Source organism: Bacillus sp. SD127 (assembly GCF_058566445.1).
On record NZ_CP191226.1, the window covers coordinates 274,723 to 297,389 of the forward strand.

Genomic DNA, 22,667 nt, shown 5'->3' on the forward strand with positions numbered 1-22,667 from the left:
TTTTTGTTTGAAAAAGAAGAAGTGCAGGAAAAATAAGAAGAGAAATAAGAGGAGGTATGGATATGAATGTTCCGACTTGGACGGAAGAGCATGTGAGGGCTGCGCTCCCTGAAAGAGATGCAGCGAGCCATAAAGGTACGTACGGTACGGCTTTGCTGCTGGCGGGAAGCGACGACATGCCGGGCGCTGCGATTTTAGCCGGGCTTGGTGCCATGCGGAGCGGTCTCGGCAAGCTTGTCATCGGCACGTCTGAAAGCGTGATCCCGCTGATCGTTCCGGTTCTGCCGGAGGCCACGTATTGGCGTGACGGCTGGGAAAAAGCGGCGGGCTCTCGCCTTGAAGAGACGTACCGGGCAATTGCGATCGGTTCGGGGCTTCCGCAAACAGAGAGGGTGCAGCAGGCCGTTGATCAAGTCCTTGAGAAGGATTGCCCCGTTATTTTGGATGCCGGGGCGCTGACAAAGCGCACGTATCCGAAACGGAAGGCGCCCGTCATCCTTACGCCGCATCCAGGTGAGTTTTCCCGAATGACAGGGGTTCCGGTGAAAGACTTGCAAAATAAAAGAGAAGAATATGCCAAGGAGTGGGCGGTTCAGCTGCAAACGGTGATCGTGTTAAAAGGAAATCAAACCATCATCGCGTTTCCCGATGGCGACTGCTGGAGCAATCCGACCGGAAACGGGGCACTCGCCAAAGGCGGAACCGGCGACACACTGACGGGAATGATATTGGGCATGCTTTGCTGCCACAAAGACCCGAAACATGCCGTATTAAATGCCGTATACTTGCACGGTGCATGCGCCGAGCTTTGGACTGACGAACACTCTGCTCATACGCTGCTCGCCCACGAGCTCTCTGACATGTTGCCTCGTGTGTGGAAACGATTTGAATGAAAAAAGCTGTCTTCATAGGGAAGACAGCTTTTCTTGATAAGCCGCTCGTTTTTTCAGGCGCGGTTTCATGAGTACATAATATAGAACAGAAGGCACGGCTAAGCCGATAATCCATGCAATATCCCCGCCGCCAAACATTTTTGCCAATGGCCCGATGTAAAAGGATGTATTGATAAACGGAATTTCTAACAAGATGGACAGAATGAAAGCAATCGTTGTGATCCAATTGACTCTTCCATATGGCCCGTTGACATCAAACATCGCTTTGACCTCATAGTTCCCGTGGCGGACGAAGTAGTAATCCACTAAATTGATCGCCGTCCATGGAATTAAGAAATAACTGATAAAAAAGATAAAATTCAAAAACAGCTCCATAAAATTACTTTGCCCGAGAAGGCTTAGGACTGTTCCGACGACGGTGACGCCAAGGATCATGATGATTCTGATTTTCGGTGTGACTTTTAATTTCAGAAACGGCTCAAGCGTAGTCGTCGTGGACATAAAAGCTCCATACAAGTTAAAGACATTAATCGCCATCTGGCCAAATAAAACAATGATCAGCATAATGAACGAGAAGGGACCGAACAATTGCACAATCTGGGTCCCTGAGTTTGTCGTAAAATCAGGAAGTGCCGTGGTCAGCAGCGCGCCGAGCAGCATCATCCAGATGGAGCTGACAGATGTTCCTGCGTAGCTGTACCAAAACGTTTGGGACGCCGGTGTTTTAATTGGCAGATATCTGGAATAATCGGCGACATAAGGCGCATAGGCAAGCTGCCAAGTTGCTACTGCGCTGACTGCCACCAAGAAAACGGGCAAGTCGACCGTTCCGGGCACCCAGCTGCCTGCCGGAATCGGTAATTGGAAAATGAGTATCGTTGCAGCAAAAAATACGGCAAAAGAAGTCCAAGAAAGGATTTTTTGCATTTTATGAATCAAATCATGACCGAAAATGGTGAGTAAAAAACATGCGGCGCTTAAGCCTATAATGCTCCATGATCCCGGGATGGGAACAAAGCTGCTTAAGGTCCCGGCCGCCAGAATTGTACTGCTTGCGAAGAAACCAAGGTAGATAAACATGACTAAGAAGAGGGGAAGAATCGCTCCGATTACGCCGAATTGGGCACGGCTTTGAATCATTTGCGGGATGCCGAGCTGGGGTCCTTGCGCGGAATGAGAAGCCATAAATATGGCACCGATTAAGGTTCCGCAAATAATAGCGGCAACACTCCAAAACAGATTAAGTCCCATTGCAACGGGAAGAGTACCGGTCACTAACGTGGTGATATGCATATTGGCCCCGAACCATACGGGAAATAAATCTTTTGCTTTACCATGTCTTTCTTCATTCGGAATATATTCAATCGTTCGCCTTTCTACTTTCAATGCATCGTCCTCCATATATAATGAAATTTTGAAATAGACATAAAAACATAGCTTAACAGACTGTACTTCGCTTTACAAATTTAGATGTTCACGAAAACTGATGAGAGGCCAGTGAAGTCAATAGATCAAAAGAATTATAAAAAAAGTTGAACGCTCTGGAATCCGGTGTCGTCTCATAAGGCAAGATAACAAAAAAAGGGGGGATCGCGGCCGTTGGATACAAATGAAGAACAGCAATTGATTCAGCAGGCGAAAGAGGGAAGCGACGAGGCGTTTACAGCCCTTTTTCAGCATTATTATTCTTTTCTATATAAATACTTGTTAAAGCTTTCCCTTCACCCTGACGTCAGCGAGGATCTAGTTCAGGAAACCTTTCTGAAAGGATACGTCCATCTGGGGAGTTTTCAAGGCCGATCCAAATTCTCCACTTGGCTGATCTCTATCGCGTCAAGACTCTACCTTGATCACCAGAAAAAGAGAAAGAGAGAATGGAAACGAAATCAGGCTGTTACAGAGGAAACGATACGCAAGATCAAGTGGGACGTGTCAACGAAAGGCTCTGAGTGGAGCGAGACGCTTGATCTCTTTTCTCAGCTTGACCCGAAGCTGCGCACGCCCGTTTTATTAAGGCACTATTACGGCTATACCTATGCTGATATCGGAATGATGCTGCATATCAAAGAAGGCACGGTAAAGTCCAGAGTCCATAAAGGGCTCCAGCAAATCAGAAAGGAGTGGACTGATGAATAAAGAAAAGCAATCTGTTCATTTAAAATCGGAATTGCAGAAAATTGACCAATGCGCCAACCCGAATATACCGAGTCAAAAAGAATTGCTTGATCAGCTGTCACAAATGAAAGCCGAACGAAGAAAAAGCGTGCTGAAAGAAGTTATCTTATTTGTGTTTTCTGCACTGGTAGTGGTAAGCGCGGCGACTCTGGCATTTACTCAAGTTCCCGCTGCTTTTGTCGTGCTTCAGGTCTGTGCGCTGGCTGTCCTGCCGATTTTGATTGCAGCTGAGAAAAAACGATACCTTGGCGAACGTGAGGTGAAACACTGATGTCCCAAACAGATTTGACGATTTTTGTGTTTGCTTATCTGATTGTATTGGCACAGGGAATCTTTTTATTCATTGATGCGAAAAAACGGGATCGTCTGGCATGGGTGTGGGGAATTGTCGGACTGATTCAAGCGCCGATGCCTCTGATTTGCTATTACTTTTTTGTGATAAGGCCTGACCGAAAAAATAGGAGGATCAGCTAATGAATATTTCATGATTGTACCGCTGATTGTGTTACAGGCCGTGCTGGCAGTGTTTGCCCTGATCAGCTGTGTGAAAGAAGAGCGGACAAACGGGCCGAAATGGATGTGGGCAGCAGTGATTATATGCATCAATATTATTGGGCCGATTTTATTTTTTACCGTCGGCAGAAAGCAAAGGTGAGCGAGCATGCTATCTATTGAGTCATTATGCAAATCATACCGGCATCATCAAGCTGTACGGAATGTCAGCTTTCAAGTCATGGAGAACGAGTGTGTCGCTCTATTAGGACCGAATGGGGCTGGTAAAACCACAACGCTTCAAATGCTGTCCGGACTGCTGTCACCCACCTCCGGGACGGTCAAGCTGTACGGGGAGCAAAAAGCAGATCGCAGTATGATCGGCTACCTTCCGCAGTACCCGGCTTTTTATTCATGGATGACGGCAAATGAATTTTTAACCTTTGCCGGGAGACTGTCTGGCCTTTCAAAGAAAAAATGCCAAGAGAAAATAGGCGAAATGCTGGAGTTTGTCGGTTTGCAGGACGCGGCAAACAAAAGAATCGGCGGTTATTCTGGCGGCATGAAACAAAGGCTCGGTCTGGCTCAGGCTCTGCTTCATAAACCGAAGCTTTTGATTTTGGATGAACCGGTTTCTGCCCTGGATCCTTCAGGGCGTATCGAGGTGCTGGATATGATGCGGGAGCTGAAAAAACATATGGCTGTTTTGTTTTCTACTCACGTTTTGCACGATGCGGAGCAGGTGTGTGATCAAGTCGTGATCATGAAAAGCGGCGAGATTTCATGGAAAGGCGCTTTACAGCAGCTCAAAGAACAGCATCAAACGAATGTTTTCACTCTTACTGTGAAAGAGAAACTGAAGGGCTGGCTTGAAGAGAAGCCTTATATATCCGATGTTGTCTATATGAATCCGTCCCAAGCTGTTTTTGAGCTAAGCGATACAGGCTCTGGCAGGATATTGCTGAGTGATTGTATCCAAATGGGATTGACAGTCACCCGTTTTGAACAGAAAACAGAGTCTCTCGAAGACGTCTATCTTAAGGTGGTGCACGCATGAATGTCATGATGACGCTATTACAAAAGGAATGGCTGGAAGGCTGGAGAAGCGGAAAGCTGATCTGGCTGCCCATTGCGATGATGATCGTGGGGCTGACACAGCCGCTGACCATTTATTATATGCCGGAAATCATTGCGCATGGGGGGAACCTTCCAGACGGTATGAAAATCAGTTTTACCATGCCTTCCGGATCTGAGGTGATGGTGAGCACGCTTTCCCAATTTAACACGCTTGGCATGGCGCTGATCATCTTCAGTGTCATGGGCAGTGTGGCGAATGAAAGAAATCAAGGTGTAACGGCTCTGATTATGTCGCGTCCTGTGACTGCAGCCCAGTATATATTGAACAAATGGATCACCCAAAGCATGATCGGGATCGCGTCGTTTGCAGCTGGGTACGGACTTGCTTATTATTACGTCCGGATATTGTTTGAGCACGCATCGTTCAGCCGCTTTGCAGCAAGCCTCGGCCTCTACTCTCTTTGGATGATGTTTATTGTTACTGCAGGGCTAGCCGGAAGCGTGATGTTTCGGTCTCTCGGAGCAGCCGCGGCAGCCGGAATTGGGCTGACGGCTGCCGTTTCCTTTGCTGTCTCGCTTTTTCCTGATGGTGCGAAATGGCTGCCGGCTGAGCTTTGCAAGCAGGCGGAGCATATTCTTCTTCATGGAGAGCGGGCGGACTTTTTCGGATGGTCGCTCACATTCTCCATTCTGTGCATCATGCTTCTGGCCGTTTTTTCTGTGTGGCGCTTCCGCCGGTATGAAAGCTATTAACTGATCAGTTTTCGCTTTGTGGCCAGCATCATCATCAAAGCGGCCAATGCCATCAATCCGGCTCCATAAAATACCTCGGCCAAACCGAAAATCTGTGCGATTTTTCCGGCGAGAAGGGGGCCGGTAAAGATGCCCAGCGCATAAAACGATTGATAAAATCCCATGGCTGACATTTTTAAACGCGCTGAGCTGATATCGACGACCCGGCTTAACAATAGGGGAAACACAAAGCCAAGCGCCAGACCGATGAAAGCATGGGTCATGCAAACTGTGAGCAATGAAGCTGAAAAAGGAACGAACATCAAACAGACTCCAATGACAGCAAAACAGATCAGCATGGTGCCATAGGCGATTCTTCCGGTAAAACGCAAAAACAAAAAGCTCAGGGTAGCCGCTGCATGAGGGAGAAAAAAGGCGGTCATCACCCAAAGCAGTTCGATGTCTCCCATTCCGAGCTGGTTCGTGTAAAGCGGCGTAAAACCAAACACCGTCATAAATAGCACGGCATGTGCAGTCATAGATAGAATCGTGAAAATCTTCAGCTTCGGCAGCCGCAATGTGTCTTTGATGTGTTGCGTTATACGGAGAGACTTACGTTGCCCAGAAGAAACGGACGGATCTTTAATAAAGCAGCATATCACAAGGCCGATGCACGAGGCAGCCAGTGCCATCCAAAACGGAACCTGCCTGCCTAAATGCGCTGCTGCAAGCCCGCAGAACACAATGCTGACAAACTGAGGCATGACGGTAAAAAACTGCATGATGCCCATTGCTTTTGAGGCACTGCCATCTTTGAAATAATGAGCGTATAGAATCGTCGCCATCACCCACATGGATGCTGTAATCCCCGCGAGAAGCCGGGCGGTCAGGACGAAGAAAAAAGAATCAAACGCAAGAAAAAGCACGCTGCTGAGAATGGAACATCCAAAGCCGGCGATTAACAATGGCTTACGCAGAGAAAAAAGAATTTCTGACAGAACCCCAAGCGGGAACCGCAGCAGGATTTGGGTCACCCCGTAGCTTCCGAGAATCATGCCGATCGCTCCGTATGAAAAGTGCAGATCCTCCAAATACAGGCTGAAAACAGGAACGTAAATATAGCCCGAAAACCAAAAACAAAATACCATGCATAAGAAAACGGCGTGATCTAAAGTGCCGATTGTTTTTTGCTGAGGAATCAGCGGCTGCTGAATTTCCATGCTCTCACCACCTCTTTCCTTCCAGTACAACACAATTTGTGGAAACGTTTCAATAGAGAAATGAAAAAACAGGACTTCAAAAAGTCCTGTTCTTGGTGTTAATACGGATCAGACGGATGGCTTTCCTGTTCAGCCTGCTCGGCGGCTTGAGCCGTTTCTGTCGTGCCAACCGGTCCGTTGCTGTTATTTTCTGAAGCCTTTTTCAGCCCTTCCGCCACGCGTTTTCCGTAGTCCGGATCGGCTTTTGTGAAATTCTCAATCATTTGCTCCTGAATTTCTTTTCTGCAAGTTGAAAGCGTATTGACCAGATTTGTGATGAGTTCAGTACGCTCAAACTCAGTAAATCTCCGGTACGTTTCACCGGCTTGTCCGAAATTGTTCGTTCTGTCAATCGCTTCCCGCTTCAGGTTACCTTCGACATGAGGGGTGTGGTCTTTACCATCTTGCTTCGCTTCCTTCAGCCCGCCCATAATCGACGGTTCATAGTTGACATGCGGATTTTGACCTTCGCCGATATCCACGCGGTACTGCATTTGACCCCCTTGCTGGTTGGTCGCGACGTGTTTTTTCGGTGAGTTGATTGGCAGCTGCAGGTAGTTTGCGCCAACTCTGTACCGCTGCGTATCGGAATAGGCAAACGTCCGTCCTTGAAGCAATTTGTCATCAGAAAAATCAAGTCCGTCGACAAGGACCCCTGTGCCGAATGAAGCCTGTTCTACTTCAGAATGGTAATTCTCAGGGTTTTTGTTTAACACTAATTTGCCGATCGGCCTCCACGGAAAGTCCTCTTTATACCACAGCTTAGTCGGATCAAGCGGATCAAAGTCGAGATCCGGATGCTCGTCATCACTCATGATTTGGGCATACACCTCCCACTCCGGATAATCGCCGTTTTCAATCGCTTCATACAAATCCTGTGTCGCGTGGTTGAAGTTTTTCCCCTGAATCTTTTCTGCTTCCTTCTGTGTCAGGTTGCGGACGCCCTGTTTCGGTTCAAAATGGTATTTTACAAGAACGGCCTTACCTTCCTCATTCACCCATTTGTAGGCATGAACGCCTGAACCCTGCATCTGCCGGTAGTTGGCAGGAATGCCCCAAGGCGAAAACAAGAATGTGATCATATGTGTCGCTTCAGGAGATTGAGAAATGAAGTCGAAAATACGTTCACCATCTTGGATATTGGTCACCGGATCAGGCTGAAACGCGTGTACAAGATCCGGGAATTTCAGCGGATCGCGAATAAAAAAGATTTTCAGGTTGTTCCCGACCAAATCCCAGTTTCCGTCTTCAGTATAAAGCTTAACGGCAAAACCGCGCGGGTCCCGTAATGTTTCAGGTGAATGTTTTCCGTGATTCACCGTGGAAAAACGGACAAATGCCGGCGTTTTCTTGCCTTTTTCCTGAAAAAGCTTCGCTCGTGTGTACTTTGAAATCGGCTCGTCTCCAAAACTGCCATAGGCTTCGAAATATCCGTGTGCGCCTGCACCCCTGGCATGCACAACACGTTCGGGAATGCGTTCCCTGTCAAAGTGGCTGATTTTTTCGAGAAAATCGTAATTTTCCAGCGTTGTCGGCCCTCTGTTCCCGACCGTCCTCACATTCTGGTTGTCGGTGACAGGATGCCCCTGTCTGTTCGTCAAGGTATCCTCTGACTCGTTTTTCCCGGATGTCTTATGAGAAAGCGCATCCTCACTGCCTTCGACATTTGTGCCGTGATACTCTTTTTGATGATCATCTTTCATTGGTTGAGCCTCCTTTTTGAACGGTAACAATATTCCCTTAATGGAAGAATTTTAAAACTGAAGTTTTTTTTTAGCTGCTTCGGGAATGGTACAATTACCAAAACGAAAAAAGGAGAGTACGACATTCGTGACCAGAAAAAGAAATCCGCTGCCCATCACGTTTTATCAAAAAACGGCCCTAGAACTGGCTCCTTCTCTTCTCGGCTGTCTTTTGGTAAAGGAAACGGATGAAGGGACAGCTTCAGGTTTTATTGTGGAAACAGAGGCCTATATGGGAGCCGGGGACAGAGCAGCCCACAGCTTTAACAACCGCCGGACGAAGCGGACTGAGATTATGTTTGGTGAAGCTGGCCGTGTGTATACGTATGTGATGCACACCCATACATTGCTGAACGTCGTTGCCGCAGAAGAGGATGTTCCGCAAGCGGTATTGATCAGGGCGATTGAGCCTCATGAAGGCCAGCTGTTAATGGAGGAAAGAAGGCCGGGCCGGCGTCCGAGAGAATGGACAAATGGTCCCGGAAAGTTAACGAAAGCGCTTGGCGTCACGATGAATGACTACGGACGCTGGATCACGGAACAGCCGCTTTACATTGAAAGCGGGTACACACCGGAAGACATGTCAACCGGCCCGCGCATCGGCATCGACAACAGCGGAGAGGCGCGCGATTATCCGTGGCGTTTCTGGGTGACGGGAAACAGGTACGTGTCGCGTTAGCATGTTTAAACAAAGGGGAATCAGGGGAATGGTTGAGAAAAAAGAAGGGAGAATCGGAGCTTTGAAAAAAATGATCAAAACCGTTATCAAATGGGCGCCGGTCATTTACCCGGTTGTTCGAAAAATCATGAAGGACCGCAAGGCGTCTAAACAAAAGAACATGTCCGCATCCCGAACAGCCGGCTGATCCCGGCTGTTTTTTTATGGGTCTGTTTTCCCTCTTGTCCTCCCGATGTTCATTGACTTGCATTTCTCCCCATTATAGAATTTATATACATTTCGCTTTCCCTTCACCACATCCTTTCTGCCTACTTATGTAATTCCTGCATCTATCTTGATAGGAGGTTTTTCTCATGCTGCATGGGCGACTTCGTGAAATTCTGCGCTTATTGATGGCGGCTGAAGTTCCGGTGACAAGCTCGGTATTTGCCGCACATTTACATGTGACGACGCGGACGGTCCGCAATGATATAAAGGAACTCCAAGATGTGATAAGCGGCCATGGCGCTTTGGTTCAATCGGTAAGAGGCTCGGGATACAAGCTGCGCATTCATGACGAGCAGACCTTTAGAACGCTGCTGCAAGACGTGTTTCAGCAGAAAAAGGGGCTGCCGGTATTTCCCGAGGAGAGGATTACATATCTCATGAAACGGCTGCTGCTGGCGGATCATTATCTCAAGCTGGATGAGCTGGCCGAAGAACTTTTTATCTCAAAATCTACACTCCAAACCGATTTAAAGGAAGTGAAGAAACGGCTGCTTCCTTACCGCATTGTCATGGAAACACGCCCGAATTACGGCTTCAAGCTGCGCGGAGACGAGGTGCAGATGAGGTACTGTATGGCGGAGTACATTGTTGATGAAAGAGAAACAGAAATTGATTTTCTGAATGAAAAGGCTGATATTTTGCCAAAGGAAGAAATTGAGATCATCCATTCTGTGATTATGAGAAAGATTAAAAACGACCGGATTCCTCTGTCTAACCTTGGATTGAATAACCTCATCATTCATATCGCCATCGCCTGTAAGCGGATCAGAACGGAACACTATGTTTCTCTTTTCCCGGAAGATATGGATCACATTCTGCATCAAAAAGAATACCAGGCTGCTGAAGGCATTGTGAAAGAACTGGAATCAGCCCTTAGCGTCACGTTTCCGGAAAATGAAACGGCTTATATCGCCATGCATCTTCTCGGCACGAAACGAATGACACAGCCGCAGTGCGGAGAAGGCGAATTTTCAATCGATGAAGAAACAGATCGGCTGACTGCCGCCATGATCGAAGCGGTCGACCGAGAATTAAAGCTCGGCATCCTGCATGATCAAGAGCTGAAAATTGGCTTGGCACTGCATGTAAAACCCGCGATCACCCGCAACCGGTATGGCATGAATCTGAGAAATCCGATGCTGGCAGCGATCAAAGAAAATTATCCTCTCGCCTTTGAGGCCGGAATCATCGCCGGAATCGTCATAAAAGAAAAAACGGGCATCGATATTCATGAAAATGAAGTCGGTTATTTAGCGCTGCACTTCGGCGCCGCAATTGAACGGAAGAAAACAGAAAGCCCGCCTAAGCGCTGCATCATCGTTTGTGCGTCAGGTGCGGGAAGCGCCCAGCTTCTGAGGGAAAAACTTCGCTCCCACTTCGGCAAACGGATCGATATTCTCGGCACGGCTGAATATTACAGTCTTGACCAGTTGTCTTATGAATCGATTGATTTTGTGGTCAGCACCATTCCGATCAAAAAAGAACTCCCTGTGCCTGTACTAAAGGTAAACACCATCTTAGGCGGAACCGATTTTACAAAAATAGAATCCATCCTGAATGATGAGAAAGAAAAAGCTGTCAGCTATCTCAAAAAGGATCTCGTTTTTTTCCAGAAGGATCTGCGTTCGAAAGAAGAGGTGATTCAATTTTTAGGTCAGAAAGCAGTGGACGGCGGCTATGCGAATAAGGAAATCATAGATTCTATATTTGATAGAGAAGAGATGTCGCCAACGTGCTTCGGCAACCTCGTGGCCATTCCGCACCCGCTCGTCCCGCAGACGCAAACGACATTTTGGGCCGTCTGTACGCTCAAAAAGCCGATAGACTGGGAGAATAAACGGGTTCAATTTGTTTGCCTGCTTTGTGTCGAAAAGGAAAACAAAGCGGATTTGCAAAGCATGTATAAACTGCTCGGCAGCATTTTGGATGATCCGGCAGCGGTAAGCCAGCTGTTAAAAAGCCGCACGTACCAAGAGCTCTCCGATGTGTTTGACAAAAAACGATAAACTGACAGCCTGGATATACCTTTTTTCCGTTTCCTGCGGAAAAACCTTGAGTGTTTATGAAAGCGATTTCATAATATGATGTTATCAACAGCAGGACATACAAATTCTATCAAACTCTTAGGGGGTCTTTTACATGAATATATTACTCGTTTGTGCAGCAGGCATGTCAACAAGCTTACTCGTCAGCAAGATGGAAAAAAGCGCGCAGGAACAAGGAAAAGACTATACCATTTGGGCAGTATCAGGTGATTCTGTACAAAATCATATCGATAAAGCGGATGTATTGCTCCTCGGCCCGCAAGTCCGTTACATGCTTCCTCAGCTGAAAAAACTAGGAGAATCAAAGGGTGTTCCGGTAGACGTCATTAACACAGTCCATTATGGGACGTGCAACGGAGCGGAAGTGCTGAAATCGGCTGAACAGCTTGGAAACGCGTCATAGAGAGGGGCGGGCTATGTGAATAAAGTCAATCAGTTGTTAGAAGAGAAGGTCATGCCTATAGCGGGAAGAATTGCGGGGCAGCGTCATTTGCAGGCGCTCCGTGACGGTATCATTTTAACAATGCCGCTTATTATCATCGGCTCCTTTTTCCTCATCATCGGCAACCTCCCGATTCCCGGATATGCCGATTTTATGGCAAAAACGTTCGGCAGCGCCTGGTCTGAGAAGCTCGCTTACCCGGTTGATGCCACCTTTGAAATTATGGGGCTTGTCGCCGCATTCGGCATCGCCTACAGGCTGGCGGAGAAATATGGGGTCGATGCCTTGTCAGCTGGTGCCATCTCCCTTGCGGCTTTCCTCTTAGCGACACCGTATCAAGTGCCGTTTACGCCGGATGGCTCGACGAAAGAGATAATGGTCAGCGGCGGTATTCCGCTTTCGCTGATGGGAAGTAAAGGCCTGTTTGTCGCCATGATTATCGCGATGGTGTCAACAGAGATTTACCGTCTCATTATCCAGCGCAATATGGTTTTTAAAATGCCGGATGGTGTTCCGCCGGCGGTCAGCAAGTCATTTGTCGCTTTAATCCCCGGCTTTGCCGTCATCTTCCTGATTTGGGCAGCCCGACTGATTGTTGAAGCGACGCCGTTTGAAAGCCTTCATAATATTGTAAGCGTTTTACTGGGGACGCCGCTCTCCATTCTTGGCGGAAGCCTCGGGGGCAGCCTTATCGCAGAAGCCGTCAAAATGCTTTTATGGGCCTGCGGTCTTCACGGCGCCAACATTGTCGGCGGCGTTATGGCACCGATTTGGTACGGCGCCATGGATGCCAACCGGATCGCGTTCCAAGCCGGTGAGGAGTTGCCTAAGATTTTCACCCAGCAATTTTTCGATATCTGGATCAATATCGGCGGAAGCGGTGCCACTCTTGCACTGGTTGTCACGATGTTCCTTCGCGCCCGAAGCAAACAAATGAAGCAGCTCGGAAAGCTTGCGATCGGCCCGGCGGTCTTCAATATTAACGAACCGATCATTTTCGGAATGCCGATCGTCATGAACCCGATGCTCTTGATTCCGTTTATCGTCACGCCGCTTATCACACTGACACTCACATACATCGGAATGAGCACCGGACTTGTCGCCAAACCTGCGGGTATCGCAGTCCCGTGGACCATGCCGCCGATCTTTTCAGGCTACTTGGCGACAGGAGGCAAAGTATCAGGCGCGGTCATGCAAGCCATTAATATCGCCGTTTCCTTTGTTGTCTACTACCCGTTCTTCAGAATGTGGGATAAACAGAAGCTGAAAGAAGAAAACGAATTAGAACTCGTTCAAACGCCTGCTGTTTCAGACGACAAAGAGGCGGCTTTGTAAAGAAAGGAGTGAGTCGCGTGAATGAGAAAATGGAGCAAATTATTTTTCAAATCATTCTTTACGGAGGAAACGGAAGGAGCTCCGCAATGGAAGCGATCGCCGCCGCGAAAAACGGCGACAGCGAAGAGGCGCGGAGTAAGCTTCAAGAAGCTGCGGATGAATTATCAAAAGCCCATCATTATCAGACAGAACTGATCCAAAGTGAAGCGGGCGGAGAAAAAACAGAAATGACACTGCTGATGGTCCACGCACAGGATCATTTAATGAATGCCATGACAGTCAAGGATTTGGCGGCTGAATTCATTGAGCTATATGAAAAAATCACCGTGCAAGGGGGAGCAAGCATATGACAAAAGGATTGAAAATTGTAACGATTGGCGGAGGCTCAAGCTATACACCGGAGCTTGTGGAAGGTTTAATCAAACGGTACAAGGAGCTGCCTGTACGTGAATTATGGCTCGTTGATATTCCTGAAGGCGAGGAAAAATTGAACATTGTCGGCACGCTTGCCAAGCGGATGGTTGAAAAAGCCGGTGTCCCAATCGACATTCACCTCACTTTGGACAGGAGGGAAGCGCTGAAAGATGCAGACTTTGTGACGACTCAATTCCGGGTCGGACTGCTCCAGGCGAGAGCCAAGGATGAGCGCATTCCATTAAAATATGGCGTCATCGGCCAGGAAACAAACGGCCCGGGAGGACTCTTTAAAGGATTGCGCACCATTCCGGTCATCCTAGAGATTGCGAAGGACATCGAGGGGCTTTGTCCGAACGCATGGCTTGTCAATTTCACAAATCCGGCAGGTATGGTGACGGAGGCCTTGCTTCGCTACTCCAACCTGAAGAAAGTCGTCGGTCTCTGCAATGTCCCGATCGGCATCAAAATGGGCGTAGCGAAAGCGCTCGATGTAGATGTTGACCGGGTAGAGGTTCAATTTGCCGGATTGAATCATATGGTGTTCGGAATGGACGTCTTCTTAGACGGCGTCAGCGTGAAGGATAAAGTTATTGAAGCGATGGGTGACCCGAAAAACGCAATGACAATGAAAAACATCTCCGGCGCTGAGTGGGAGCCAGAATTCTTAAAAGCACTCGACATGATCCCTTGCGGCTACCACCGCTACTATTTCAAAACAAAAGAAATGTTCGAGCACGAGCTTGAAGCATCACAAACGGAAGGCACCCGTGCTGAAGTAGTGCAAAAGGTAGAGCAAGAGCTGTTCGAGCTTTATAAAGATCCAAATTTGGCGATCAAGCCGCCGCAGCTTGAAAAACGCGGAGGTGCTTACTACAGCGATGCAGCGTGCAACCTCATCAGCTCCATTTACAATGATAAACACGACATTCAGCCGGTGAACACGGTCAATAACGGTGCGATTGCAAGCATTCCAGATGATTCCGCTGTTGAAGTAAACTGCGTGATGACGAAAAACGGCCCTAAGCCAATCGCCGTAGGCGATCTGCCAGTATCTGTCCGCGGTCTCGTCCAGCAAATCAAATCATTTGAGCGTGTCGCGGCGGAAGCGGCTGTCACAGGCGACTACCAAACAGCGCTGCTTGCCATGACGATTAATCCTCTCGTACCATCCGACACAGTGGCCAAACAGATCTTAGACGAAATGCTGGAGGCGCACAAAGCACATCTGCCGCAGTTCTTTAACAAAATTGAAGCATAAAAAAACCGGCCCGTTTTGGGCTGGTTTTTTGTTTATTTGCTTTCAGTGAGCGTTGCGACTTCAGTCGTCCATCCAAATTCATCAGGAACTGTACCCTTTTGAATGCCTGTGATCGTGTCATACAGCTTTTTAGAGATTTCTCCCGTTTCACCGTTGTTGATCATCAGTGTTTCGTCATTCCAGATCAGTTCGCCGACTGGAGAAATAACAGCAGCCGTACCCGTTCCGAAGGCTTCTTCAAGAACGCCGTCTTTATGGGCTTGGATGACTTCATCAACGGCGATTCTCCGTTCTGATACCGGAAGCCCCCAATGCTTAAGCAAAGTAATGACGGAATTGCGCGTGATGCCCTCCAGAATGCTGCCGTTCAGCATCGGTGTCACAATTTCACCGTTGATTTTAAAGAAGATGTTCATGCTGCCGACTTCTTCGATGTATTTTTTCTCAATGCCGTCCAGCCAGAGAACCTGAGAAAATCCTTTCTCTTCTGCTACCTGCTGCGCTTTTAAGCTTGAAGCGTAGTTTCCTGCGGTTTTCGCATCTCCCGTTCCGCCTTTTACCGCACGGACAAATTCACTTTCCACAGCAATTTTGACAGGCTTAATGCCTTCTTTGTAATATGAGCCGACCGGAGAAAGGATGATAAAGAGCTTATACGTATGAGATGCCGCGACACCAAGGAAAGGTTCGGTTGCGATAATGAATGGACGGATGTAAAGGGACGTGCCCTCCGCATTCGGAATCCAGTCTTTATCAATAGCGATCAGCTGTTTTAAACCCTCAAGAACCTGTTCTTCATCAATTTGCGGAATACAGATGCGGTCATTTGATTTATTCAGGCGCTCCATATTTTTTTCCGGTCTGAAAAGCAGAACATGGTCATCCTCTGTGACGTAAGCCTTTAAGCCTTCAAACACCGTTTGGCCATAGTGATATACCATTGCGGCCGGGTCCATTGAAACGGCTTGATAAGGAATGATTCTCGGATCGTACCAGCCTTTATCAGATGCGTAGTCCATTACAAACATGTGGTCTGTAAACACTCTTCCGAAAGAAAGCTGATGTGGATCTGGTTTCGGTTTTTTGGCTGATGTTAATTCAACTCGAATCGTTTGTTTAGTCATGGTCAATCTCCCTGTTGTTAAATTGTTTATATTATCAAACTTATTTGAAAATATTTTATATTCTATTGTATACCTTCACCAAATAATCGCAATAGGTTTGCTCAAATTTGTAAAAAATTTATAAGAAAAAGCAGGAGAAATTAATTCTCCTGCGCATTCATTTGTTCAAATACTCTGTCGTAATCGGCACGGACCGCATTCCGCAGACCTTCGACACGTTCATTTGTAATCTCTTGTTTGCCTTCTTTTAAGCCGTCTAAGAAATATTGAACATATTCTTCAGGTGTAATGCCGCGGTACGTCAGACCTTGCTTATCGCGTGATTTTTGATTTAATCCCGTGTCAACCATAGGCGGCGCCATCTCGATCACTTCAACGCTTGTATCACGAAGCTGGTATCTGAGCGTGATTGAGAAGGAGTGGAGCGCCGCTTTTGTTGCACAGTACACCGGATAAACAGCTAACGGGTTAAACGCGAGCCCGGACGTTACCTGAACAATTGCCGCTTCCGGCTGATTCATCAAGTGAGGCGTAAAAAGAGCTGATAAATGGACAGGCGCTTGGATATTCAGCTCTATTTCATCCCCGTCCACAAAGAGTTCCTCAGGCCCTTTTTTAAAGTCAATTTCCTTTTGAATGCCCGCATTGTTAACGAGAACGTTCAGCTTTGGAAATTCCTTCTGGGCCCATTCAAACAATGCCTCACGCTCCGCGCGGTCTGCGACATCGCATTGTTTTGTATGGAGGGCTGGGAGCTGTTTTTTCGCTTCTGCAAGACGCGTTTCGCTGCGTCCGCAAATGATCACTTCATTCCCGAGCTCAAGCAGCCGTTTGGCCAGTTCAAGCCCGATGCCTGCTGAACCGCCTGTGATCAAAACCGTATTGCCTGTCATCTTCATTGATGTAACACCTCTTATCAAGCTGGCTGTGATTCCTTTACTATTTCAAATCTTAGCAGGAAATATGCAGCCGCGTCCTAATAGATGCTCACGATGAAGTAACCTTTCCGGTTTTATAGAATTCATCAATTGCCTTGTCCACATACACCCAGCCTTTCCAGCCGATGTGGATGGTATCTTTCATAAAATAAGGGTCATATTCATGACCTGAAAAATCAGCGACTTGGAAGCCCTTCGCTTTAATCTGTTTATTGACCTTTTCATAATAGTCAGTGCGCCCTTTTTTCGGGAAGCCTGTGTAGTCATACCATTTTCCGTTAACAGGGATGGTGACAAACATAGGCTCTGCGCCCGCGTCTTTCAGGATATTAAGCATCAGCTCAAAATCGCCGTATTCCGGTGACTTCGCATACGATCTGCCTTTGTTTTTCCCTTTCAGCTTAGGCACTTTCGGCTTCAGCTTTTTATAAACAGGATTGTCGATGTGAAAATCGTTAGACCCGGAGTGGCGTTTGCCTGATTCATCGGCCAGTTTATTTAATTCAGACCATGACTTATCCTTCACGGATTGTGAGATATACCGCTTTGGTCCCGTGGTTTCCGTCGCTGAATAATAAAGGTCTTTCTTTTCTAGCATCTTGTAATATACTTTTGCCGCCGGCTTCAGCGCGTTCACTTTCCATGTCTGGCCATTCACCATCGCCTTATAAAGCTCGGAAAGTACAGCATCGTTTTGAACAGCTTTGAAGCGCAGCATACGCTTCATCATTTTCTTTTTGACGTCAGGGTCGATCTGCTCGTTAAAAGCCAAATCCAGCCCTTGAAGCGCGGAATAGTTCGGCGCAAAATGCTGTTCATCAGACCCGCGCTTAATAAACCACTGCGGAGAAACGATGAAAATAATTTTTTTGCCCTTCAGCTGATCCATATGGGCAGCGAAGTTTAAGGAATGTATCAATGACTGGGACCCGCCTTTGCCGACAAGGTAAGGCGTAAATCCCTCATTGTTTACTTTAAAATAATTAGATGGGTGGAACTCGTCCAGCCGGGAAAGCTCAGAAGACCCGTAAATCGGAAGATATGTCGGATCTTTGAGCATTTGATCTTGTAAATATAGCCCTTGAAACATACTCGGATTCAAGGCTGTTGCTGATTCTTTCACCCGCTTATCGGTGATGAAGCCTGTCAGCCATGAAGATGGAACTGCGATGGCGCCTGCGAATAAAATAAACGCCAAAATAATTGGACCGAAAAAACGCTTTTTCATTATTTCAACTCAGACAGCTGGTTTACAATGTGATTAGGCGTATTCCATACATCCCGGTCGAATTCAGTGATAGGCACCAGAATATCAAAACGGTTTTCAATCGCAAGCAGCAATTCTACTGTTCCAAAAGAATCAAGCAAACCTTCTTCAAAAATTTCAATATCAGGGTTTTCCTTTACGATGTCATCCTGGCAAACCTCTGCTAAAACGTCTAATACCTCTTGTTTAAAATCCATAGTTTTCTAATCTCCTTTAATGATGGTGATGAAATAGCTTTCCTGAGAAAATATAAAACCCAAAGCACACAAAATGGAACGTGATCACAATAGCGAGAATCGTTGTCCAGCGGTTGGACGGGAGCCATTTATATTTCTTATTCCACTTCTCGAAAAAGTTGTAACACGTCATCAGGACGGCGTGATAGAGGCCGTAGATGATATATTGCGGCGCAAGGCCGTGCCAAACCCCCATCAGCATAAACAGCAGGAAATACCCGATGTTTGAGACGGCCATACGGTTTTTGATCCACTTTTTCTTTGTCATCCAAAATACAAATCTCATAAATACATAGTCTCTGAACCAAAATGACAGAGACATATGCCAGCGGTTCCAGAAATCTTTAATATTTTTGCTGATAAACGGTTTATTAAAGTTTTCCGGCGATTTAATCCCCATAATATAGCTGACCCCGACGGCAAACATCGTGTAGCCGGCAAAATCAAAGAATAAATACATGCTGTAGCCGTACATATATAGCAGATTCCCGATGATCTTATTGTGCGTGATCGCGGGAAGGTTCATGATGAAATACGTGTTGATCGCATAGCCGATAATGAACTTGTAAAGGAATCCAATGAAAATCTTGTGAATCCCCGTATACAGCAGATCGGCATATTCCTCTTTTGTCCATGCCTTCTGCTCATCCTTGACGAATCTGCGGTACCTGTCAATCGGACCGGAAGAAATCGTTGGGAAAAACAGGATGAAATACAGCAGGCGGTGAAGCGGAAGCTGTTCCTTCAGCAGCCCGTCTCTCGCTTCCATAATCAGCTGAACGCCCTTAAAGGTTAAATACGAAATCCCTAAAAAGCTGATCAGGTTATGCGGCGTATGATGCGGCTGCGGATGAGAAAGAAACGGCCATATTTTTGACAAGAATAAAGGCAGAATAGACGCGATAACAGCCGAGCAAAAGACAAAGCCGCTGTTCGCTTTCTGCCGGTACGCCAGGTAGCCGCTGATCAGGAGCACCTGCCATATGGTAAACAGACACAGGGCGATGACGCCGTGTAAGTCATGCGAGAAAATCAGAGCCAATATAAGGATGGATATAAACATGTTGTATGCCTGGAATCTTTTCCCGTTCAGGCCGAGAATAATGGTCGGCAGAAGAAGAATGCCAAGCAATATAAAGAATAAAAACGAGCTGTAAGGCGTCATACAAGAACCTCTTCGCGGATGCGTTTCCGGTCAATTTTGCCGTTAGCCGTCATTTGAATGTGATCCTGATAAATGAACTTTCTCGGAATCATATAAGCCGGAAGGAAAGCGGCAAGCTCTTTTTTAATCGCACTCGTCAGCTGGAACTCCTTCTGGAATTCGTGCTCCTCAGGCACAATTGCAGCTATCAGATATTCGACAGTTCCGTTTGGCTGATACGGAATCACAACAGCTGAGCGCACGTACTGAGACTGTCTCACATGAAACTCAATTTCCTCCAGCTCCATTCGGTACCCGTGAAGTTTAATCTGGAAATCCAAGCGGCCTTGGCAGAAAATCTGACCATCTTGTGTATAACCAGCATCGCCAGTTCGGTATGCCCATTGGCCTTCATAAGAGAAGAATGCTTTATCTGTCAGCTCAGGCTCACCGAGATAGCCGCGGCTTACACTCGGGCCTGCAATGACGATTTCGCCTTTTTCTCCATCCGGGAGCTGATTCCCCTGTTCATCCATAATCAAAATGTTCATATCCGGTTTGGCGAAGCCGACTGGCAGAGATTCATGCCGGCTGATGAGGTCACTTGTAATTTCAACGGACGTAACAGCGACTGTCGCCTCAGTCGGACCGTACGTATTAAAGATTCTCGCTTTCGGGAAACGCTCAAGCAGCGCTTCGGCTACAGAAACCGGGAGAACCTCTCCGCAAAACATAAATGTGTCCGCCTCAGGAAGCAGATCTTGTGAAAATCCAGGGTCCATCAGGCACATTTGCACAAAGGATGGCGTCGATGTCCATATATTCAGCCCGGACTTTTTGAGCTCTTCGAATAAGATCTTCGGCTTATTCACGGCGTCCTTTGTCACACAGTGTAAAGTACCGCCTGACTGAAGGCACGGATAAAGATCCATGACGGATAAATCAAATGAAAACGGCGCTTGGTTTAAAAACGTTTTTCCTCCGTTGATCGGGAAGTCCGCGCAAATCCAGTCTGTGAAGCTTTGAAGGTTCGCGGCAGAAATCTGCACGCCTTTCGGATTGCCCGTGCTTCCGGAAGTGTAAATGATATAATACGTTTCGTGTCCCGTCACCCATTGATCACGGCTGACAGTGCCTTCGTTTTCCAGCAGTTCTTCCGCTGAAACTGTCTGAATCAGCCCGCTGTCAATATCAACAGGAAGACCAGATACATGAATCAGCAATTCAGCGCCCGAGCTTTCAATAATTTTCGCAATCCGCTCGGACGGAATGGACAAGTCAACCGGGATATAAGGGTGTCCCGCCTTGACGCTTCCTAAAAAGGAGACAATCATGTGCGGTTCCATATGTCCGTACACCAGAACAGGAGAACCCTTTTCTCCAGAAACGCGTTTTTTGATCGCGGCAGCCGCACGGTCAGACAGCGCCCAAAGTTCCTGATATGTGAGCGACTGGCCTTGAGAGCGGAAGGCTTCGGTTTGCGGATAAGTTTCCGCATGTGTTTGAATAGCATCTAAAAGTTTCATTGTTATTCTCTCTCCAATTAGAAATCGTTATAAATATAAGAACCGGTATTCGCGGTGTGAAAACCATACATAAAAAACAAAACAAGCAGTATCAACAAATAAAAGCCTGTATGACATGTCCACTTGACAGCGGGTTTTTCATACAGCTGTTTCATCAATTGCAGCATATTCAAATTCCCTTCCCGTTTTTTCGACAATTACATGAGTATATGACGAGCGGATGCGCAAAAAGTTTCATATTTTCCCTAATATCCCTCAAATTTATATATCGGCTTCTGCCTTCAGAAGTGAATTTTTATCTTTGAAAGAGTATGAATGAAGTTTCTCTGACTGATTCATTATAAAGGAAAGAATAAATGTTATGAAGAGAACTTTTTAACTTTTAAAAAGCGTAAATGATTTAAAAAAATTTTTCCGCTCCTGTTTGTAAAGGCGCAGGCAGAACTCTAATGAAATCAGGGCAGAAAGCGTATAATAAGAAGGAAAACGCCCGCTTAAGGTATCTTGTGAAATGGTGGAGAAGTCATTATGATAGATAAGGAAGCAAAACGCAAGTTTCATCAAGTGGCCGGCTGAAAAAAAGTAAGCCTTTTAATAGAAAGGAAGAGGAAGATGAACCAAACAAATAAGGGTGAGGGTCAGACAGCGCCGGAAAAAGAAAGTATGGGGCAGATCCTGTGGCAATTAACGCGACCGCATACATTAACGGCGTCGTTTGTTCCTGTGCTTCTCGGAACAGTTTTGGCGATGTTTTATGTGAAGGTTGATTTGCTGCTGTTTCTGGCTATGCTGTTTTCTTGCTTATGGATCCAGATCGCGACGAACTTATTCAATGAATACTACGATTTTAAACGCGGGTTAGATACAGCTGAATCTGTCGGAATCGGCGGCGCAATTGTCAGACATGGTATGAAGCCCAAAACGATTCTGCAATTAGCGCTCGCTTCATACGGCATTGCCATTTTACTCGGTGTTTATATTTGCATGAGCAGCAGCTGGTGGCTGGCTGTCATCGGCCTCGTCGGAATGGCGATCGGCTACCTGTATACAGGCGGGCCTCTGCCGATTGCATATACACCGTTCGGTGAGTTATTCTCAGGCATTTGCATGGGTTCGGTGTTTGTGCTGATTTCGTTTTTTATTCAGACGGACATGATCAATAAGCAGAGCATTTTCATTTCGATTCCGATTGCGATTCTTGTCGGCGCGATCAACCTGTCGAACAATATTCGTGATATCGAAGAGGATAAAAAAGGCGGACGCAAAACATTGGCGATCCTGATGGGGCATAAAGGAGCTGTCACTCTGCTGGCTGCATCGTTTGCTGTCGCTTATATTTGGGTTGTCGGCTTGGTTATTACCGGAGCTGCAAGCCCATGGCTGTTTGTCGTCTTTTTGAGCGTGCCTAAGCCGGTTCAGGCGGTGAAAGGCTTCGTCAAAAAAGAATTGCCGATGAATATGATTGTGGCGATGAAATCCACAGCGCAAACCAATACATTTTTCGGATTCCTGCTGTCAATTGGATTATTGATCAGCTATTTCCGGTAAGAAAGAAGACCGCTTTTTCGTGCGGTCTTTTTTTGTTACATTCGACAGGATTTTGTAAAAAAATTTCATAG

At 46.8% G+C, this 22,667-nt stretch carries 25 protein-coding genes; 15 read left to right on the plus strand and 10 right to left on the minus strand.

Features of this window, described 5'->3' with window-relative positions:
• Positions 1–62 precede the first annotated feature (62 nt).
• Positions 63–893: an NAD(P)H-hydrate dehydratase gene (locus ACQVGS_RS01465; RefSeq protein ID WP_151174619.1), complete on the plus strand. Its 831-nt coding sequence runs from the start codon at positions 63–65 to the stop codon at positions 891–893.
• A gap of 12 nt (positions 894–905) precedes the next feature.
• On the opposite strand, the gene ACQVGS_RS01470 is transcribed toward ACQVGS_RS01465, so the two are convergent.
• Entirely contained in the window at positions 906–2,279 is a 1,374-nt protein-coding gene (locus ACQVGS_RS01470) for a purine-cytosine permease family protein (RefSeq protein ID WP_286109099.1), read from the minus strand.
• A 213-nt stretch (positions 2,280–2,492) separates the two neighbouring features.
• On the opposite strand from ACQVGS_RS01470, the gene sigY reads away from it, so the two are divergent.
• From sigY to ACQVGS_RS01500, 6 genes are read left to right on the plus strand one after another with little or no spacing between them, the layout of a single operon-like run.
• A complete protein-coding gene (gene sigY, locus ACQVGS_RS01475; RefSeq protein ID WP_095712702.1) occupies positions 2,493–3,029 on the plus strand; it encodes an RNA polymerase sigma factor SigY in 537 nt (178 codons plus the stop codon).
• Positions 3,022–3,339, plus strand: coding sequence for a YxlC family protein (locus ACQVGS_RS01480; protein ID WP_188323377.1), 318 nt, complete (start codon positions 3,022–3,024; stop codon positions 3,337–3,339). The genes sigY and ACQVGS_RS01480 overlap by 8 nt, the downstream gene beginning before the upstream one ends.
• Entirely contained in the window at positions 3,339–3,542 is a 204-nt protein-coding gene (gene yxlD, locus ACQVGS_RS01485; RefSeq protein WP_059292240.1) for a sigma Y negative regulator YxlD, read from the plus strand. Before ACQVGS_RS01480 ends, yxlD begins: the two co-directional genes overlap by 1 nt.
• Before the next feature lie 10 nt (positions 3,543–3,552).
• Positions 3,553–3,723 (plus strand): PLDc N-terminal domain-containing protein, encoded by a 171-nt coding sequence (locus ACQVGS_RS01490; RefSeq protein ID WP_491830773.1) that lies wholly within the window; start codon positions 3,553–3,555, stop codon positions 3,721–3,723.
• A 6-nt stretch (positions 3,724–3,729) separates the two neighbouring features.
• Positions 3,730–4,617 (plus strand): ABC transporter ATP-binding protein, encoded by an 888-nt coding sequence (locus ACQVGS_RS01495; RefSeq protein ID WP_105990997.1) that lies wholly within the window; start codon positions 3,730–3,732, stop codon positions 4,615–4,617.
• Positions 4,614–5,390 carry an ABC transporter permease gene (locus ACQVGS_RS01500; RefSeq protein WP_106019789.1) on the plus strand — a complete coding sequence of 259 codons (777 nt, stop codon included), beginning with the start codon at positions 4,614–4,616 and terminating at the stop codon, positions 5,388–5,390. Before ACQVGS_RS01495 ends, ACQVGS_RS01500 begins: the two co-directional genes overlap by 4 nt.
• Here ACQVGS_RS01500 and ACQVGS_RS01505 read toward each other — a convergent pair.
• A complete protein-coding gene (locus ACQVGS_RS01505; RefSeq protein ID WP_101864291.1) occupies positions 5,387–6,589 on the minus strand; it encodes an MFS transporter in 1,203 nt (400 codons plus the stop codon). The two genes, ACQVGS_RS01500 and ACQVGS_RS01505, sit on opposite strands and share 4 nt — an antisense overlap.
• Positions 6,590–6,687: 98 nt before the next feature.
• A complete protein-coding gene (gene katX, locus ACQVGS_RS01510) occupies positions 6,688–8,331 on the minus strand; it encodes a catalase KatX (protein ID WP_286109098.1) in 1,644 nt (547 codons plus the stop codon).
• A 127-nt stretch (positions 8,332–8,458) separates the two neighbouring features.
• On the opposite strand from katX, the gene ACQVGS_RS01515 reads away from it, so the two are divergent.
• The 7 genes from ACQVGS_RS01515 to licH all read left to right on the plus strand — a co-directional run bounded on the left by ACQVGS_RS01515 (position 8,459) and on the right by licH (position 14,813).
• Entirely contained in the window at positions 8,459–9,049 is a 591-nt protein-coding gene (locus ACQVGS_RS01515) for a DNA-3-methyladenine glycosylase (RefSeq protein WP_101859756.1), read from the plus strand.
• A gap of 28 nt (positions 9,050–9,077) precedes the next feature.
• Positions 9,078–9,236, plus strand: coding sequence for a small protein YxzF (locus ACQVGS_RS01520; RefSeq protein WP_044159993.1), 159 nt, complete (start codon positions 9,078–9,080; stop codon positions 9,234–9,236).
• 166 nt (positions 9,237–9,402) lie between these two features.
• The gene (gene licR, locus ACQVGS_RS01525) at positions 9,403–11,322 is read left to right on the plus strand and encodes a transcriptional regulator LicR (RefSeq protein ID WP_286109097.1); all 1,920 of its coding nucleotides are present in this window, start codon (positions 9,403–9,405) and stop codon (positions 11,320–11,322) included.
• A 133-nt stretch (positions 11,323–11,455) separates the two neighbouring features.
• Positions 11,456–11,764 (plus strand): PTS lichenan transporter subunit IIB, encoded by a 309-nt coding sequence (gene licB, locus ACQVGS_RS01530; protein ID WP_024123336.1) that lies wholly within the window; start codon positions 11,456–11,458, stop codon positions 11,762–11,764.
• Positions 11,765–11,779: 15 nt separating this feature from the next.
• Positions 11,780–13,138, plus strand: coding sequence for a PTS lichenan transporter subunit IIC (gene licC, locus ACQVGS_RS01535; RefSeq protein ID WP_400153006.1), 1,359 nt, complete (start codon positions 11,780–11,782; stop codon positions 13,136–13,138).
• A 17-nt stretch (positions 13,139–13,155) separates the two neighbouring features.
• Entirely contained in the window at positions 13,156–13,488 is a 333-nt protein-coding gene (gene licA / locus ACQVGS_RS01540) for a PTS lichenan transporter subunit IIA (RefSeq protein ID WP_106019785.1), read from the plus strand.
• The gene (licH, locus tag ACQVGS_RS01545) at positions 13,485–14,813 is read left to right on the plus strand and encodes a 6-phospho-beta-glucosidase LicH (protein WP_127696342.1); all 1,329 of its coding nucleotides are present in this window, start codon (positions 13,485–13,487) and stop codon (positions 14,811–14,813) included. The genes licA and licH overlap by 4 nt, the downstream gene beginning before the upstream one ends.
• 32 nt (positions 14,814–14,845) lie before the next feature.
• Here licH and ACQVGS_RS01550 read toward each other — a convergent pair whose 3' ends face one another.
• From ACQVGS_RS01550 to ACQVGS_RS01580, 7 genes are all read right to left on the minus strand, one after another.
• Entirely contained in the window at positions 14,846–15,937 is a 1,092-nt protein-coding gene (locus ACQVGS_RS01550; RefSeq protein WP_095712711.1) for a branched-chain amino acid aminotransferase, read from the minus strand.
• A 140-nt stretch (positions 15,938–16,077) separates the two neighbouring features.
• Positions 16,078–16,836 (minus strand): SDR family oxidoreductase, encoded by a 759-nt coding sequence (locus ACQVGS_RS01555; RefSeq protein ID WP_106019783.1) that lies wholly within the window; start codon positions 16,834–16,836, stop codon positions 16,078–16,080.
• Between the two features lie 88 nt (positions 16,837–16,924).
• Entirely contained in the window at positions 16,925–18,103 is a 1,179-nt protein-coding gene (gene dltD, locus ACQVGS_RS01560; protein ID WP_188323375.1) for a D-alanyl-lipoteichoic acid biosynthesis protein DltD, read from the minus strand.
• Entirely contained in the window at positions 18,103–18,339 is a 237-nt protein-coding gene (dltC, locus tag ACQVGS_RS01565) for a D-alanine--poly(phosphoribitol) ligase subunit 2 (protein WP_024123329.1), read from the minus strand. The genes dltD and dltC overlap by 1 nt, the downstream gene beginning before the upstream one ends.
• A 16-nt stretch (positions 18,340–18,355) precedes the next feature.
• Positions 18,356–19,543 carry a D-alanyl-lipoteichoic acid biosynthesis protein DltB gene (dltB, locus tag ACQVGS_RS01570; protein WP_188323374.1) on the minus strand — a complete coding sequence of 396 codons (1,188 nt, stop codon included), beginning with the start codon at positions 19,541–19,543 and terminating at the stop codon, positions 18,356–18,358.
• Positions 19,540–21,048, minus strand: a complete 1,509-nt coding sequence (gene dltA / locus ACQVGS_RS01575; RefSeq protein WP_188323373.1) for a D-alanine--poly(phosphoribitol) ligase subunit DltA — start codon at positions 21,046–21,048, stop codon at positions 19,540–19,542. The genes dltB and dltA overlap by 4 nt, the downstream gene beginning before the upstream one ends.
• A gap of 17 nt (positions 21,049–21,065) precedes the next feature.
• Positions 21,066–21,215, minus strand: coding sequence for a teichoic acid D-Ala incorporation-associated protein DltX (locus tag ACQVGS_RS01580; RefSeq protein ID WP_010332387.1), 150 nt, complete (start codon positions 21,213–21,215; stop codon positions 21,066–21,068).
• A gap of 445 nt (positions 21,216–21,660) precedes the next feature.
• Between ACQVGS_RS01580 and ACQVGS_RS01585 the strand changes: the two genes are divergently transcribed.
• Entirely contained in the window at positions 21,661–22,596 is a 936-nt protein-coding gene (locus tag ACQVGS_RS01585; protein ID WP_059292251.1) for a 1,4-dihydroxy-2-naphthoate polyprenyltransferase, read from the plus strand.
• Positions 22,597–22,667: the final 71 nt, after the last annotated feature.

Coding starts and splice junctions, on each gene's coding strand:
- ACQVGS_RS01555 (WP_106019783.1), bottom strand. CDS start 16,836: ATGAAGATGACAGGCAATACGGTTTTGATCACAGGCGGTTCAGCAGGC.
- ACQVGS_RS01520 (WP_044159993.1), top strand. CDS start 9,078: ATGGTTGAGAAAAAAGAAGGGAGAATCGGAGCTTTGAAAAAAATGATC.
- ACQVGS_RS01500 (WP_106019789.1), top strand. CDS start 4,614: ATGAATGTCATGATGACGCTATTACAAAAGGAATGGCTGGAAGGCTGG.
- dltA (WP_188323373.1), bottom strand. CDS start 21,048: ATGAAACTTTTAGATGCTATTCAAACACATGCGGAAACTTATCCGCAA.
- dltB (WP_188323374.1), bottom strand. CDS start 19,543: ATGACGCCTTACAGCTCGTTTTTATTCTTTATATTGCTTGGCATTCTT.
- dltC (WP_024123329.1), bottom strand. CDS start 18,339: ATGGATTTTAAACAAGAGGTATTAGACGTTTTAGCAGAGGTTTGCCAG.
- ACQVGS_RS01480 (WP_188323377.1), top strand. CDS start 3,022: ATGAATAAAGAAAAGCAATCTGTTCATTTAAAATCGGAATTGCAGAAA.
- licH (WP_127696342.1), top strand. CDS start 13,485: ATGACAAAAGGATTGAAAATTGTAACGATTGGCGGAGGCTCAAGCTAT.
- ACQVGS_RS01495 (WP_105990997.1), top strand. CDS start 3,730: ATGCTATCTATTGAGTCATTATGCAAATCATACCGGCATCATCAAGCT.
- licR (WP_286109097.1), top strand. CDS start 9,403: ATGCTGCATGGGCGACTTCGTGAAATTCTGCGCTTATTGATGGCGGCT.
- dltD (WP_188323375.1), bottom strand. CDS start 18,103: ATGAAAAAGCGTTTTTTCGGTCCAATTATTTTGGCGTTTATTTTATTC.
- ACQVGS_RS01580 (WP_010332387.1), bottom strand. CDS start 21,215: ATGCTGCAATTGATGAAACAGCTGTATGAAAAACCCGCTGTCAAGTGG.
- ACQVGS_RS01490 (WP_491830773.1), top strand. CDS start 3,553: ATGATTGTACCGCTGATTGTGTTACAGGCCGTGCTGGCAGTGTTTGCC.
- ACQVGS_RS01550 (WP_095712711.1), bottom strand. CDS start 15,937: ATGACTAAACAAACGATTCGAGTTGAATTAACATCAGCCAAAAAACCG.
- yxlD (WP_059292240.1), top strand. CDS start 3,339: ATGTCCCAAACAGATTTGACGATTTTTGTGTTTGCTTATCTGATTGTA.
- katX (WP_286109098.1), bottom strand. CDS start 8,331: ATGAAAGATGATCATCAAAAAGAGTATCACGGCACAAATGTCGAAGGC.
- ACQVGS_RS01465 (WP_151174619.1), top strand. CDS start 63: ATGAATGTTCCGACTTGGACGGAAGAGCATGTGAGGGCTGCGCTCCCT.
- licB (WP_024123336.1), top strand. CDS start 11,456: ATGAATATATTACTCGTTTGTGCAGCAGGCATGTCAACAAGCTTACTC.
- ACQVGS_RS01585 (WP_059292251.1), top strand. CDS start 21,661: ATGAACCAAACAAATAAGGGTGAGGGTCAGACAGCGCCGGAAAAAGAA.
- ACQVGS_RS01505 (WP_101864291.1), bottom strand. CDS start 6,589: ATGGAAATTCAGCAGCCGCTGATTCCTCAGCAAAAAACAATCGGCACT.